At 31.5% G+C, this 14,635-nt stretch carries 15 protein-coding genes; 6 read left to right on the forward strand and 9 right to left on the reverse strand.

Annotation, left to right across the window (positions count from 1 at the left end; all coding sequences use genetic code 11):
* Positions 1-10: 10 nt before the first annotated feature.
* The 9 genes from IEW41_RS01690 to IEW41_RS01730 form a co-directional block, all read right to left on the reverse strand.
* Positions 11-1,057, reverse strand: a complete 1,047-nt coding sequence (locus tag IEW41_RS01690) for a WD40/YVTN/BNR-like repeat-containing protein (RefSeq protein WP_188604605.1) — start codon at positions 1,055-1,057, stop codon at positions 11-13.
* A gap of 78 nt (positions 1,058-1,135) precedes the next feature.
* Complete coding sequence (locus tag IEW41_RS01695) at positions 1,136-1,804, reverse strand: SCO family protein (protein ID WP_188604606.1); 669 nt, start codon at positions 1,802-1,804, stop codon at positions 1,136-1,138.
* Positions 1,782-2,426 carry a toxin-antitoxin system YwqK family antitoxin gene (locus IEW41_RS01700; RefSeq protein WP_188604607.1) on the reverse strand — a complete coding sequence of 215 codons (645 nt, stop codon included), beginning with the start codon at positions 2,424-2,426 and terminating at the stop codon, positions 1,782-1,784. Before IEW41_RS01700 ends, IEW41_RS01695 begins: the two co-directional genes overlap by 23 nt.
* Positions 2,353-3,096, reverse strand: a complete 744-nt coding sequence (locus tag IEW41_RS01705) for a YHYH protein (RefSeq protein ID WP_188604608.1) — start codon at positions 3,094-3,096, stop codon at positions 2,353-2,355. Before IEW41_RS01705 ends, IEW41_RS01700 begins: the two co-directional genes overlap by 74 nt.
* Positions 3,097-3,162: 66 nt before the next feature.
* On the reverse strand, positions 3,163-3,660 hold the full coding sequence (locus IEW41_RS01710) for an EF-hand domain-containing protein (RefSeq protein ID WP_188604609.1): 498 nt from the start codon (positions 3,658-3,660) through the stop codon (positions 3,163-3,165).
* 125 nt (positions 3,661-3,785) lie between these two features.
* A complete protein-coding gene (locus IEW41_RS01715) occupies positions 3,786-4,070 on the reverse strand; it encodes an EF-hand domain-containing protein (protein ID WP_188604610.1) in 285 nt (94 codons plus the stop codon).
* Positions 4,071-4,201: 131 nt separating this feature from the next.
* A complete protein-coding gene (locus tag IEW41_RS01720; RefSeq protein WP_188604611.1) occupies positions 4,202-4,672 on the reverse strand; it encodes a hypothetical protein in 471 nt (156 codons plus the stop codon).
* Positions 4,673-4,677: 5 nt separating this feature from the next.
* A complete protein-coding gene (locus IEW41_RS01725) occupies positions 4,678-4,992 on the reverse strand; it encodes a hypothetical protein (protein ID WP_188604612.1) in 315 nt (104 codons plus the stop codon).
* 39 nt (positions 4,993-5,031) lie between these two features.
* On the reverse strand, positions 5,032-5,610 hold the full coding sequence (locus IEW41_RS01730; protein WP_188604613.1) for an RNA polymerase sigma factor: 579 nt from the start codon (positions 5,608-5,610) through the stop codon (positions 5,032-5,034).
* 129 nt (positions 5,611-5,739) lie between these two features.
* On the opposite strand from IEW41_RS01730, the gene IEW41_RS01735 reads away from it, so the two are divergent.
* From IEW41_RS01735 to IEW41_RS01760, 6 genes are all read left to right on the forward strand, one after another.
* Complete coding sequence (locus IEW41_RS01735; protein WP_188604614.1) at positions 5,740-6,954, forward strand: RsmB/NOP family class I SAM-dependent RNA methyltransferase; 1,215 nt, start codon at positions 5,740-5,742, stop codon at positions 6,952-6,954.
* A gap of 12 nt (positions 6,955-6,966) precedes the next feature.
* On the forward strand, positions 6,967-8,877 hold the full coding sequence (locus IEW41_RS01740; RefSeq protein ID WP_188604615.1) for an endonuclease: 1,911 nt from the start codon (positions 6,967-6,969) through the stop codon (positions 8,875-8,877).
* Between the two features lie 141 nt (positions 8,878-9,018).
* Entirely contained in the window at positions 9,019-12,681 is a 3,663-nt protein-coding gene (gene purL, locus IEW41_RS01745) for a phosphoribosylformylglycinamidine synthase (protein ID WP_188604616.1), read from the forward strand.
* Between the two features lie 119 nt (positions 12,682-12,800).
* Complete coding sequence (locus tag IEW41_RS01750; RefSeq protein WP_188604617.1) at positions 12,801-13,562, forward strand: LuxR C-terminal-related transcriptional regulator; 762 nt, start codon at positions 12,801-12,803, stop codon at positions 13,560-13,562.
* A 115-nt stretch (positions 13,563-13,677) separates the two neighbouring features.
* Positions 13,678-14,217, forward strand: coding sequence for a hypothetical protein (locus IEW41_RS01755; RefSeq protein WP_188604618.1), 540 nt, complete (start codon positions 13,678-13,680; stop codon positions 14,215-14,217).
* A 130-nt stretch (positions 14,218-14,347) separates the two neighbouring features.
* Positions 14,348-14,626, forward strand: coding sequence for a hypothetical protein (locus IEW41_RS01760; protein ID WP_188604619.1), 279 nt, complete (start codon positions 14,348-14,350; stop codon positions 14,624-14,626).
* Positions 14,627-14,635 lie beyond the last annotated feature (9 nt).

A 14,635-nucleotide genomic window follows, 5' to 3' on the forward strand; every position in this document is an offset into this window, starting at 1 on the left:
TTAGGTTTAACTATTTAAAAAGCAATTTAGAAATTCTTCCTTTACCAGCTGCATAAGCAACACTATCATTTAAAAATCGGATTGTATAAAACGCTTCGTTACTTAAATGTTTCCAAGTATTTCCTTCATCACTTGAAAAATCTATTCCATTAAATCCAACAGTAATTAACGATTTAGCATTACTTGTAGGAACATATTGAACACAACTTCTGTACCCTGGAGACTTGTTTTCAGATACCAATGTCCATGTTTTTCCGCCATCGCTTGTTCTCATTTTATTGGCTTTGTTTAGTTCTGGTTTAGTAAAATCGCCTCCAATTGCAAATCCGTTATTTTCATCATAAAAATCTATAGAATAAGTCCCTGTTGTAGATTCTCCTTGCATAATAGGTGTATTAAAAACTTGCCACGTTTTACCTTTGTCTGGCGAATGTAAAATTCTACTAGAAATTCCTCCTGTAGCAACCCAAACCTTGTCTCCTATTATTGCAATATTAGTATTACTAGCAGCAAAGGCAGCTTCTCCATCAATAGCTTTTGGCAACTTATCGCATAAAACTTTATTCCATGTTTGTCCTCCATCACGAGTAATAATAATACTAATACAGCCATCTGTTGGATCACCAATAGCAATACCTTCGTTATTATTCCAAAAACGTATAGCATCGTAAAACACCTTTTCGTGTTCTTCTTTATAAACCAATTCCATTGCTCCATTATCACCTGTTTTAAATAGCAACGCTGGATTTTCAACACTCAACATAAAAAAATCTGTCGTTGTATGGGCTACAGCTCTAAATTGAATACTTAATGAGTCATATAGTTGTTTAGATATCATCCAACTTTCATTTTTAGGATTATATAATCCAAATGAATTATTATTAGCTGCAAAAGCTAGGCTTTTATCTGCAAGTAAATCTATAGCTCTTATACTTAGCGTCGAGTCTATTAGAATATCTTTTACAACAACAGAACTGAAAGATTTTGGTTGAATTTTACTCTCATTTTTACATGAACTTAAAATTCCGATACAAATAATAATAAATACGTACTTCATTTTTAAATATTTCTATAAAAATAGAAAAGCTTCACGATATAATCATGAAGCTTTTCAAATTAAAAACAAACCAACTATTCAATTCTCTTTTTCCAATGTTTTAATATCAGCAATTAGTTGTTGTACAGCAGTAGCGTTAAGACCATTATAAATACCTCTTATATGTTTGTTCTTATCAATGAGAACAAAATTTTCAGAATGAAGAAACTCATCTTCATCTTTTTCTTGCCCTAAATCTTGTTCAACAAAATAGGTTTTTCGACCTAAATCATAAATTTGTTTTCGGTCTCCTGTTACTAAATACCACTTATTGGAAATAGCGCCTTTATTTTCGGCATAAGTTTTTAGCACCTGAACTGAATCAGTTTCTGGTGTAACGGAATGTGATAAGAGTAACACCTCTGGATCATCTTTAAATGCTTCTTGTACCAAAGCCATATTCTCTGTCATTTTTGGACAAATTCCTGGACAGGTTGTAAAGAAAAAATCTGTAACATAAATTTTTTCCTTAAACGTTTGTTCTGTAACACTTTCACCATTTTGGTCAATGAGATTAAAAGATGGTACTTTATGAAATGTTTCCAAGTCTTCAACATTATTTAACCATTTTGGCGTAAACGATGCTTCATTATAATAAGGCAGTGTCTCAACTCTGCTCTCCACTTCTTTTTCTGATTCTTTACAACCAATTATTGTAAAAGCTAAGAATATTAAAAGATTATACCTATTTAGTTTCAACAACTTCATTTTTTAACTTATAACACATGTTTGCTCTTTTCAAACCAAAAATGCGACCATTTTTAGCTTCATAATTCACATAAATTTTACCGTTTTCCAACCAAGCTTGTTGCAAACCATCTTCTATACCTTCTTTAATCATAGTCTTTCTAGAAAGTTGACCATTCGCATACCAAACTTTTTGTTCGCCATGACGTTTACCTTTTTGATAATTTGACACAGTACTTAAAGTTCCATCTGGCCACCAGCTTTTTATTGTTCCATTTAACTGATTTTTTTCATAGTAGGATTCTTTTGCAAGGCTACCATCTTCATACCAAAACTTTGCAATGCCTTGTTTTTTTCCATCGTAATAACCAATTCGTTCTTTTATCTGACCATTTTCATAAAACTCCACAGCATAGCCATTAAGTGGTGTATTTTGAAAATACCATTTCCCTTCATTTGGATGCAAAATAGTTTCTGCTTTATTAATTTGAAAGTCATTGATAATTACATAACCTGTAACCTTCTCATTACAAGCAGCAAAACCTATGAGTAAGCTAACTAAAACGATATTAATTAATCGAACTTGGTGTACCTTTATAGTTTCCTGGAAATATGATATAATATTGATTAAGGTATAATTCATTTTCTATATGATAATGGTATTCTGCTTCAGTTGTATGTTGTGTAGTACTTGTATGCCCTCCAGAGGCATCTAAATTGGTTGGATAAGTACCTGTAGAATTACATTTTCTTCCGTAAATAAAAAAGCCGTCTGCAAGAATTCCGACCAATTTTTCATCATTGTTAGTCCATGCTTTTGGTTCTAAATGATAATGATATACACTAGGTCCAATATGAGCACCTGTATAATCTAAGCTTGAAGCAGCTTGATTTAAAGGCCCATTTCCTTCTTGGTCATTATAAATTGCAGCACCACTTACAGCTATACCTATTGCACCAAGTTGAGTAGGAGTTGATGAACTTGCTAATTGCGGATTTTGTGATACAGTTAAAGTGGCTGAACCATCAAAATTTGGAATGATGCTCGGTGTTAAGGCTACAGTTGGCTCCTCTATATAAAGTGGATGCCCTTGTCCCCAATATACTGTTGTATGGTTTGGATTACCTGTAGTTTCGATTACCACATTACTTCCACTCAAGTAAATATTGGTTTCATCGGCATCAAACTCTGCAAATGCTGCATGAAGTGTTCCTGTTGTTTCTTCTTCAGTTGTAGAGTCGTCGCTGGAACACGCTATAAATGCAACAATTAACAACGTAATTCCTAAAGTGATTTTTAGTGTCTTTTTCATTTTATATATATTAGTTATAAATATTTTAAATGCGAATTTTAAAATAAACTTGCGTTCAATTAAAAATTAATTTCTTGGTGAACCTTGTTGTTGTTCTCTCTCAGGTTTTGGTGCTTTTTCCAATTCTTCTTTGGTCAAGAAACCATCTTTATTGTTGTCAATTTTGAAAAAATCATCCAATAATGGACCATCTACTTCACCTTTTGATAATTTTCCATCTTTATTCTTATCCATTCTGGCAATGAGCTCGTCAACAGTTGGACGTTCTCCTCTTCTATCATTTGGTGGCATTCTTCTTTGAAATTTTGAGGACTTTGCCAATTCTTCAATAGAGAGAAAACCATCTTTGTCAATATCCAATTTTTCAAAATCATTGGACACAAAGCCAATCAATTCGTTTTTTGCCAATTTTCCATCTTCATTTTTGTCCCTGGATTTGAATACTTCTTCTACTTTTGGAAGCCCTTGAGATTCTTTCATTTTATCTGAAGATTGTGCACAGGCTACAACACTGAATATCAATCCAAAATAGATTGCTGCAATGCAAATTGCGTTTTGTTTCATTGTTTAATTTTTGTGTTTGTTATTTAATTATAATTCTGAAAATAAAAACTTGTATGATGTTACTTTGAAAAAAGCTCCATTACTTTTACTTCATGAAGCTTTTAACTACTAATCAACCAAACAAACTATTTTCTTTCTTTTCTTTTTGGCCTTGGTGCCTTTTCAAATTCCTTTTTGGAGATAAAGCCATCTTCATCGGTATCGATTTTAGCGAATTCATCTTTTAAAGGACCTTTTACTTCATCTTTTGATAATTTCCCATCTTCATTTTTATCCATCTCTTTTAATAATTCACTAAAAGTTGGTGGCTTTTTCTCTTGTCTGTCTTTACCTTGTGCAAAAGAGTTTACTGTTGTTAGCATCACTATTCCAAATGTTAGAATTGCTATTTTAATTGTACTACTTTTCATATCTGTAAAAATTTTTGTTATATAATATTAGATGCCATTATTCATAATTTCTTGTGGTAGGTTTTGTTAATTAAATCACAAAAAAAAGACGCTTTAATTTTAAGCGTCTTTCAGTTATTATAACCAAATATTTAGTGCTGTTTTCGAGGTGGTGGTGGATTGCCACTTGGTCTCCCTTCTCTGCGTAATGCTCCGTTAATCAACTTATCTAATTGTTTTTTTTGTTGATCATTACAAATTTTTTCAATATTCTTAAAAAAATAAAAAGTAGTTACATCTTTCAACTTTGCATTATTTCCTATTAGAGTGGTAATGGAATCTATGGTTTCATCCATAGACTTTTCAGATATTTTATTGAACAATTCATCCTTTAAATGTCTTTCATTCTCAAAAACAGCTTTCATTTTTAAGCGATGATCTTCATTGAGTAAATGAAATCGTTCCATTTGTGAAACATCAAAATTTAACTCTTTAACAATAAAATCTCCTGGCCCTTTTTGACCATCAGGCTTTCCAGGCCTTCCTAAATAATTTACCAAGAAAAATCCATTAGCGATAATTAAGAATGCAAGTAAGATGTATAGAATTGTGTTTTTTTTCATTACCTTTAGTTTAATGTTGAGAAATCAGATTCTATTGACAACCCATAAGACTCTGCAAACTGATTGACATTTTCATCATATGTGGTAGATTTTACATTCATAAAAGCAAATGCATTAAGTACAATGAAAGTGATTAACATAACTAACTGTACTTGTGGTGTTAACCAAAACCAAAACTTTGGTTGCGACACTTTCTTCTCTGCAAACAATCGATTCATAGTTTTATCCTTAAAAAAAGGAGAAATCTTTGTCTCTTCAATGCTTTCAAGACTACTAAAAGCCTTTTGAACCTTTTCTTGTATGTCTTTTTGTGTTTCCATCTAATTTATTTTGATGCAATTTTCTCAAAAAACTTGCGTTTAAATTTCATTTTTATAAAAATCTTCTAAAATAACTTGTAAATTCCTTTTTGCTCTAAACATTAACGATTCAATTGAAGACACACTTTTATTTAATATCTCACTAATCTCATCATGGCTCTTATCGTCAACTTTGTGAAGCGTAAATACAATACGTTGTGCTTCTGGTAATTGATTAATAGCTTTAAATAACATTTCACTTGTTTGCTTGTTCTCTAATTGAATTCCTGGATGGTTTATTTCAGTAAAATAATTGGTCCTATCTAAAGGCAATTCATTCCCTGAAATATTTTGCAAAAAAGCAAATCGTTTTTTGGTATTATGTTTTCTAATAAACTCTAAACATTTATTGGTTGCAATCCTGTAAATCCATGTTGAAAGTTTAGAGTTTCCTTTAAATGTATGGATAGAATTAAAAACTTCTAAAAAAACTTCTTGAGCTATATCTTCAGCATCTTCTTTATTAGGTACAAAAGAAATACAAGTAGCGAAAACTTTTTGCTCATATTCATCAATTAATATCCCATAAGCACTTTGGCTATGAGACTTTAATGCATAAATAAATTCGTGTTCAGTCAAAAGTTGTTTATTACAAACTTAATTATTTTTAGATGCCATTTCTAAAAAAAACTTGTGCAGAATTTTATGATAATTTAAAATAAAAACAATTACGGTAATTAATGTACCTTTGCATCCTAAATTTTTACAATGAGATTACATAGAAACCTCTGTTTTTCAGTTATTGATGGATTGATGTTGATTTTTAATGAAGGTCAATACGCAGACAAAGTGATACAACAACTATTAAAACGTGATAAACGTTGGGGAAGTCGTGATAGAGCTTTTGTTGCTGAAACTACTTACGATATTGTAAGATGGAAACGATTATATGCCGAAATTGCTGAAGTTAAAGAACCTTTTGATAGAGACAATATTTGGAGATTATTTGCGGTTTGGGCAACCTTAAGAGGAATTAAATTACCTGATTGGACTTATTTTGAAGGTACACCAACACGTAAAATTAAAGGTCGTTTTGATGAGCTTTCTAAAACAAGAAGATTTAGAGAATCAATTCCAGATTGGATGGACGAACTTGGCAAAAAAGAACTTGGTGATGCTGTTTGGACAAAAGAAATGGCTGCTTTAAATCAGCAAGCTGATGTGATTTTAAGAGTAAATACACTTCAAACTACTAAAGAAAAATTACAAGCAGAATTATTTGATTTAGACATAGAAACTGATGTCTTACCTGATTACCCTAATGCATTAAAACTGAAAGAAAGAGCTAATGTATTTCAAACAGAGGCTTTTAAAAATGGAGCTTTTGAAGTACAAGACGCTTCATCACAATTAGTTGCAGAGTTTATGAATGTTGAACCTGGAATGCGAGTTGTAGACACTTGTGCAGGTGCAGGTGGAAAAACACTACATATTGCATCTTTAATGGAAAATAAAGGGCAAATTATTGCTTTAGATATTTATGCTAACAAACTACACGAATTAAAACGCAGAGCAAAACGTAATGGTGCTTTTAATATTGAAACTAGAACCATAGAATCGACTAAGGTTATTAAAAAATTATACGATAAAGCTGATAGAGTACTTATCGATGCTCCTTGTTCTGGTCTTGGAGTTTTAAGACGCAATCCTGATGCGAAATGGAAATTACAACCAGAATTTATTGAAGACATTAAAAAAACACAACAAGATATTCTTCAACAATATTCAAGAATTGTTAAACCAGGTGGACAACTTGTTTATGCTACATGTTCTATCTTACCTTCTGAAAATCAGAAACAAGTAGAACAATTTTTAACATCAGAATTAGGAAAAGAGTTTACCTTTGTAAAAGACAAAAAAGTATTGTCACACGAATCTGGCTATGACGGATTTTATATGGCAATGTTAGAAAAGAAAAAATAAACCAAGTCTATTATGAAAAACATTTACATTTTATTCATTCTACTATTCTCAATTAATGCGACTGCTCAAATTCCTGCTAATTATTATGATTATGCAACAGGTACAGGCTATGCACTTAAAACACAACTTAATAAAATTATAAACAATGTTGATGATCCTGAGATTAGTAATACAATCGAACAACTACATATAGATCGTGGTTATAATGCCTTAGATGGCTTTAATGCAACTTACGAAAGAGATTTTTATTATGATGCTGGACAAAGTAATAAAATTTTAGATATTTATTCTGAAAACCCAACAGGGCCAGATCCTTATACGTTTACTCCTATTACTAATGAATGTGGTAATTATTCTGGTGAAGGTGATTGTTATAATAAAGAACACATAATTCCTCAATCTGTATTTGGATCTCAAACACCAATGTACAGCGATGCACATCATTTATTACCTACAGATGGTCGTGTAAACGGTTTTAGAAGCAATTACCCTTTTGGTAAAGTAAATGATGCCCAATTAGTGTCGCAAAATGGAATTACAAACCCAACTTTAAATGGTTCTAAACTTGGAAATAACCTCGACAGTGGTTATTCTGCTGGTTATACAGGTATTGTTTTCGAACCTATTGATGAGTTTAAAGGTGATGTTGCACGTATTTATTTTTATTTTGCTACTCGTTATGAAAATCAAATAAGTGCATGGTCTGCCTATGCAATGTTTGATGGTAGCAGTGATAAAGTTTTTGATAATACTTTTTTAAGCATTTTATTAACTTGGCATCAAAATGATCCTGTTTCACAAAAAGAGATTGACAGAAATAATAACATTTATTATAATCTAGATCAAAGAAATAGAAATCCTTTTGTTGATCATCCTGAATATGTTGCAATGATTTGGAACATAACTCCAGATACAACACCTCCATCAAACCCGACTAATTTAGTTGCATCAAACCCTACAGATACTACAATTAATCTTAATTGGACAGCTTCTACAGATAACATTGGTGTAACATCATATGATGTTTATATGGATGCTACATATTTAGCAAATTCAGCCACAAATTCATTTACTGTTACAGGATTGTTACCAGATACATTATATTGCTTTGATGTTAAAGCTAAAGATGCTGCTGGAAATGAATCTGGGTTTAGTAATCAAGCTTGTGAAACAACAACTAACAATGGTTCTGCTGGCAACTCTACTGAACTTTTCTTTTCAGAATATATGGAAGGCGGAAGTAATAATAAAGCTTTGGAAATTGCTAATTTTACTGGTGCTTCAGTAAACTTATCCATTTATACAATTAAAGCAAGTTTTAATGGCTCTGGCACTTGGGGAAGTCCTTATAGTTTCCCTGGAGGTGCATCAATTTCAAGTTCTGATGTTTATGTTGTAGCTAATTCATCTTTAGCTGTATGTACAGGTGTTGTTGATAATTCAACAAGTAACAGTGTCCTAACATTTAACGGAAATGATGCTATTGGTTTATTTAAAAATGATGTTTTAATAGACATGATTGGTGTATTGGGTAGCAGTAGTAACTTTGCTCAAAATGTTACTTTAGTTAGAAAACCAGAAATCACAACTCCTGTAATCACTTACAATGCTAATGAGTGGAATTCTTTTGCACAGGACACTTGTTCAGATTTAGGTTCTCATAATCAGACATTAAGTATAGATAATTTTAATTCTGATAATTTTAAAATATATCCAAATCCTGTAAAAAGTTCATTATATATCAATTTAAAAACGCCTAATGTAACCTCTATAGAAATTTATAACATCCTAGGAAAAAAAGTACTTGTTAAAGTTATAAATGATTCATCTGAAATAAATACAGAACAACTAAGTAGTGGTGTTTACATTATGAAAATCACACAAAACAATACAACAATTAGTAAAAAACTAATTAAAAATTAAAACTAAAGCGGCTTTCGAGTCGCTTTTTTTATGTTTAAAACATAGTGAATAACTCTAAATTTTCCTTTAGATATTTAGATGAAAATACGTTGAAAAAAAGTAAATTTGCACTTTCAATTCAACAACACAAACTCGTACATAATGATTCATTTCTTTGGAAACGCAAGCAGCAAGGTATTTGCTGTTCAAACAACAAAAGAATTATCAACTGAAACCATCAATAAATTAGTATGGTTATTTGGCAACCAACCAAAAATAGAACAAGCATCTCTCGATGCTTTTTTTGTTGGTCCACGTGCAGCAATGATAACACCTTGGAGTACCAATGCTGTTGAGATTACTCAAAACATGGGAATTGGAGGCATTATTCGTATTGAAGAATTTAAGGCTGTAGCTGAAGATTTTAAAGGTTATGACCCAATGATTTCAGAAAAATACAAAGGGTTAAATCAAGAATCATTTACTATAAATATTCAACCTGAAGAAATTTTAGAGATTGATGATATTTCAGCTTATAACCTAAAAGAAGGTTTAGCGCTGAGTGATGAAGAAATTGAATATTTAGAAAATGTAGCAAAAAAAATAGGGAGAAAACTAACCGATTCTGAAGTTTTTGGATTTTCTCAAGTAAATAGTGAACACTGTCGTCATAAAATCTTTAACGGAACATTTGTTATTGATGGAGCTGAAAAGCCAACATCGCTTTTCAAAATGATTAAAGAAACATCAAAACAACATCCTAACGATATTGTTTCAGCATATAAAGATAACGTAGCATTTATAAAAGGCCCAAGAGTTGAACAATTTGCTCCAAAAACTGCTGATAAACCTGACTTTTATCAAACTAAGAATTTCGATTCTGTAATTTCTTTAAAAGCGGAAACACATAATTTCCCAACTACTGTTGAGCCTTTCAATGGCGCAGCAACAGGTTCTGGTGGAGAAATTAGAGATAGACTTGCTGGAGGAAAAGGCTCATTACCATTAGCAGGAACTGCTGTGTACATGACCTCTTATTCTCGATTAGAAGAAAATCGCCCTTGGGAACAAAAAATGGAAGCACGACCTTGGCTATACCAAACACCAATGGATATCTTAATTAAAGCTAGTAATGGTGCGTCAGACTTTGGAAACAAATTTGGACAACCCTTAATTTGCGGTTCGGTATTAACTTTTGAGCACGAACAAGATGCTCGTAAACTCGGTTTCGATAAAGTGATAATGCAAGCTGGTGGAATTGGTTATGGTAAAGCAGACCAAGCACTTAAAGACAAACCAAAAGTTGGCGATAAAATCGTTATTCTTGGTGGTGAAAACTACCGAATAGGAATGGGAGGCGCAGCGGTTTCATCTGCAGATACTGGAGAATTTTCAACTGGAATAGAACTTAACGCTGTACAACGTTCAAACCCAGAAATGCAAAAACGTGCTGCCAATGCAGTACGCGGAATGGTTGAAAGCGATGAAAATTTTATTGTGTCTATTCACGATCATGGCGCTGGTGGACATTTAAATTGCTTATCTGAATTAGTTGAAGATACTGGCGGACTTATCAATTTAGATAAATTACCTGTTGGAGATCCAACATTATCTGCTAAAGAAATTATTGGTAACGAATCTCAAGAGCGCATGGGATTAGTTATTGCCGAAAAACATTTAGATACTTTAAATCGTATTGCTGAGCGTGAGCGTTCTCCAATGTATACTGTTGGTGATGTTACAGGTAACCAACGTTTTACTTTTGAATCTAAAACTAAAGGTGATAAACCAATGGATTTAGCATTAGAAGATATGTTTGGAAGCTCTCCAAAAACCATCATGACAGATACAACTGTTGACAGAAATTATGGTGGAATTTCTTACGATACAAATAAGTTTTATGATTACCTAGACCAATTACTACAATTAGAAGCTGTTGCATGTAAAGATTGGTTAACGAATAAAGTTGATCGTTGTGTTGGTGGTAAAGTTGCTAAGCAACAATGCGCTGGACCATTGCAATTACCATTAAATAATGTTGGAGTGATGGCTTTAGATTATAAAGGTAAAGAAGGTATTGCAACGTCAATTGGCCACGCTCCTATTTCAGGATTAATCAATCCAACTGCAGGAAGTAGAAATGCAATTACCGAAGCATTAACAAATATTATCTGGGCACCTTTAAAAGAAGGTTTACAATCGGTTTCATTATCTGCAAACTGGATGTGGCCATGTAAAAATGAAGGTGAAGATGCGCGTTTATATGAAGCAGTACAAGCAGTCTCTGAATATGCAATAGATTTAGGAATCAATGTCCCAACAGGTAAAGACTCTTTATCTATGAAACAGAAATACCCTAACGAAGAAGTGATTTCTCCAGGTACAGTAATTATTTCTGCTGCTGCAAACTGTAATGATATCACTAAAGTTGTTGAGCCTGTTTTTCAAAAGGATTCAGGACCTATTTATTACATAAATTTATCTCAAGATGATTTTAAATTAGGAGGAAGTTCATTTGCTCAAATAATAAATAAAATTGGAAACGATACGCCTACAATTACTAATTCTAGCTTTGTAAAATCTACATTTAATGTCATTCAGCAATTAATTAAAGATGATAAAATTGTTGCAGGACATGATGTTGCTTCAGGAGGTTTAATTACTACGCTTTTAGAAATGTGCTTTGCTGACACAAATCTTGGAGCAGAATTAGATATTACTGCATTAAATCAAAAAGACTCCTTTAAAATTCTATTTGCTGAAAACTCTGGAATCGTTTTTCAGGCAAAAGATAATTCCGTAGAAAATATATTAACTAAAGCTAGTGTTGAATTTTTCAACATAGGTAAAGTTGTTGAAGGTGACACGTTAAGCGTGATTAATCACAATGAAGTCTTTACAATGACAGTATCTCGTTTAAGAGATATGTGGTTTAAAACCTCTTTCCTACTCGACCAAAAACAAACAGCTAATGGTTTAGCAAAAGATCGTTTTGATAATTATAAAAATCAACCTTTACAATATACATTCCCAAATCATTTTACAGGAAAACTACCAGTAATTGATTCAAACAAACCAAAACCCAAAGCTGCAATAATTCGTGAAAAAGGTTCTAATTCTGAACGCGAAATGGCAAATGCCATGTATTTAGCAGGTTTTGATGTTAAAGATGTTCATATGACAGACTTAATTTCTGGTCGTGAAACGTTAGAAGACATACAGTTTATTGGTGCTGTTGGTGGATTTTCAAATAGTGATGTTTTGGGTTCTGCAAAAGGTTGGGCAGGAGCATTTTTATATAATGAAAAAGCAAATACTGCTTTAAAGAATTTCTTTAAAAGAGAAGACACGCTTTCTGTTGGTATTTGTAATGGTTGCCAATTATTTATGGAATTAGAAGTTATTAATCCAGAACACCAAGTTCATGGAAAAATGACGTATAACGATTCTAATAAACACGAAAGTGCATTTACTTCTGTAAAAGTTCAGGAGAATAATTCAGTAATGTTATCAACTTTAGCAGGAACTACTTTAGGTGTTTGGATAAGTCATGGTGAAGGAAAGTTTAAACTTCCGCTAGAAGAAAATAAATATAATATAGTAGCAAAATATGGCTATGAAGGATATCCTCATAATCCAAATGGCTCAGACTTTAATACTGCTATGATGTGCGATACAACAGGAAGACATTTAGTAACTATGCCTCATATTGAGCGTTCTACTTTTCAATGGAATTGGGCAAACTATCCAAAAGGCAGAAAAGACGAAGTTTCGCCTTGGCTGGAAGCATTTGTAAATGCTCGTAAATGGCTGGAAAACAAATAAGTAAAAATGCATCTTAAAAAAGGATGCATTTTTTATATAAAAACACATTGCATTTTGTAAGAGTTATCTTGTTTTGTATTAAATTTCATTAAGGATATTACAATTATCTATTTCATAATATGAGTAATGAAATTAATAAACTCAAGAATGTTTGGGATGAAGGAAAGAAAACTGCTATTCAAAACACAACATTACCAAAATTAGACTTTGAAGAATTAATTAGCTCGATTATTAGTGTAGGTCCTTTTTACTATTACATAATAGATTTTTTCGACATGTCACTATCTAATGTAAGCCCATCTATATACGATATACATGGTTTTGACCCTGATACTGTAACTTTTGATGATATATTAAGAAGTATTCATCCAGATGATATTGAGTTTGTATCTCAAGCAGAAGCTGCTAATATTGACTTTTTATATAAAAACATTGGAAAAGAAAACATTTTAAATTACAAAACGAATTTCTCTTTTCGTAGTAGAATGAAAAACGGCAACTTTGAGTTACTAAATCATCAAGCTATAATTCTTACTGTTGATGAGTCTGGTCGTTTTGGTAAATCATTAAACATCCACACTTGTATAGATCATTTAACTAAAATAAACACCAACCAAATTTCTTTAATTGGACTTAATGGTTTTCCATCTTATATGAATATAGATATAGCTCCAAATTTTGGTCACTATATTACTTATACCAAACGTGAAATAGAAATTATTAAATGTATTTCCGAAGGATATTCAAACAAAAAAATTGCTGAAAAACTACATATTAGTGAAGGAACTGTAAAAAAACATCGTAATAATATTGGTAAAAAATCGGGCTGTAAAAACTCGGTAGAATTAATAAAGAAGAGTATTCTCCAGGGACTTATATAAATTTCCTTTACAAAATATACGCACTTATAGGTATTGTTTTCTGTAAGAATTTTGTTGTTATTTGTTTTGCATCAAACTTCTATTACAATTTTAATAAAGATAATGTTAATTACAGATGAACAAACTTCAACATCATCCTTCATCATTTAACCATTTTTTTTTTCGTCAGTTAATAATTATAGCTTTCATAGGTTGTTTCTCAATTTTATCAGCAACAGCTCAAAATAAAATTCAACTTGTAGGACACTGGCAATTACAAAAAGTGAGTTTTAAAAATATGGTTACTGATGATTCTGAAAACAACAAAGAGCAGCTGTTAAACATTTTTAAAGCAGCTTTATATGAACAACTTACAGATGAGCAACAATCAATACTTGAAGATTTAGAAATAATAAACTCTGAAGCTAAATTACTTTTTGACAAATATTATCTCACTTCATTAGAATTTAAGCCTAACAGTGCTTTTTATAATACCTCAATAGATTCTGAAAAATCACTCTCTGGAGAATATTTGCTAGATAAAAAAAAGCTCCTCATGGAATGGGAAACAGCTGATAATAATATTTTTAAAATCATAAAAACAACATCAAATGAACTTGTTTTAAAGGATACAAAATTGAAGATTATTTTTTATTACACAAAAACTAAAATATAAAATCATGAAACAAAATGCTTTTCTCATAATCCTATGTTTAATCACTAGTATATTATCGGCTCAAACACTCACTTCTGATGGATTCATAATTAGTATAAGTAATATTAAGTCAGAAACAGGAACGACGAATATGGCTGGCACAACTTATAACTATAATGAATACACAGGAAATTACACTATAGAAAAAGATGGTGTTTTAATAGCGAAGCAAAGTTTTAGTTCACTTCAATTAAATAATGGTGCTGTGAATGTAAATATTAAAAACAAAGCAGGATATGGTAATACTGTTACTTATGATTATGATTCTAAAAGAATGGAATATCGATATGAAAAATATAAAATAAAAAAACCAAAAAATACATATGACATTATTTTGAATGCTATCTTAATTTATGCAAAAACAGATTAAATAAAATTA

Source organism: Aquaticitalea lipolytica (assembly GCF_014641635.1).
Classification (GTDB): domain Bacteria; phylum Bacteroidota; class Bacteroidia; order Flavobacteriales; family Flavobacteriaceae; genus Aquaticitalea; species Aquaticitalea lipolytica.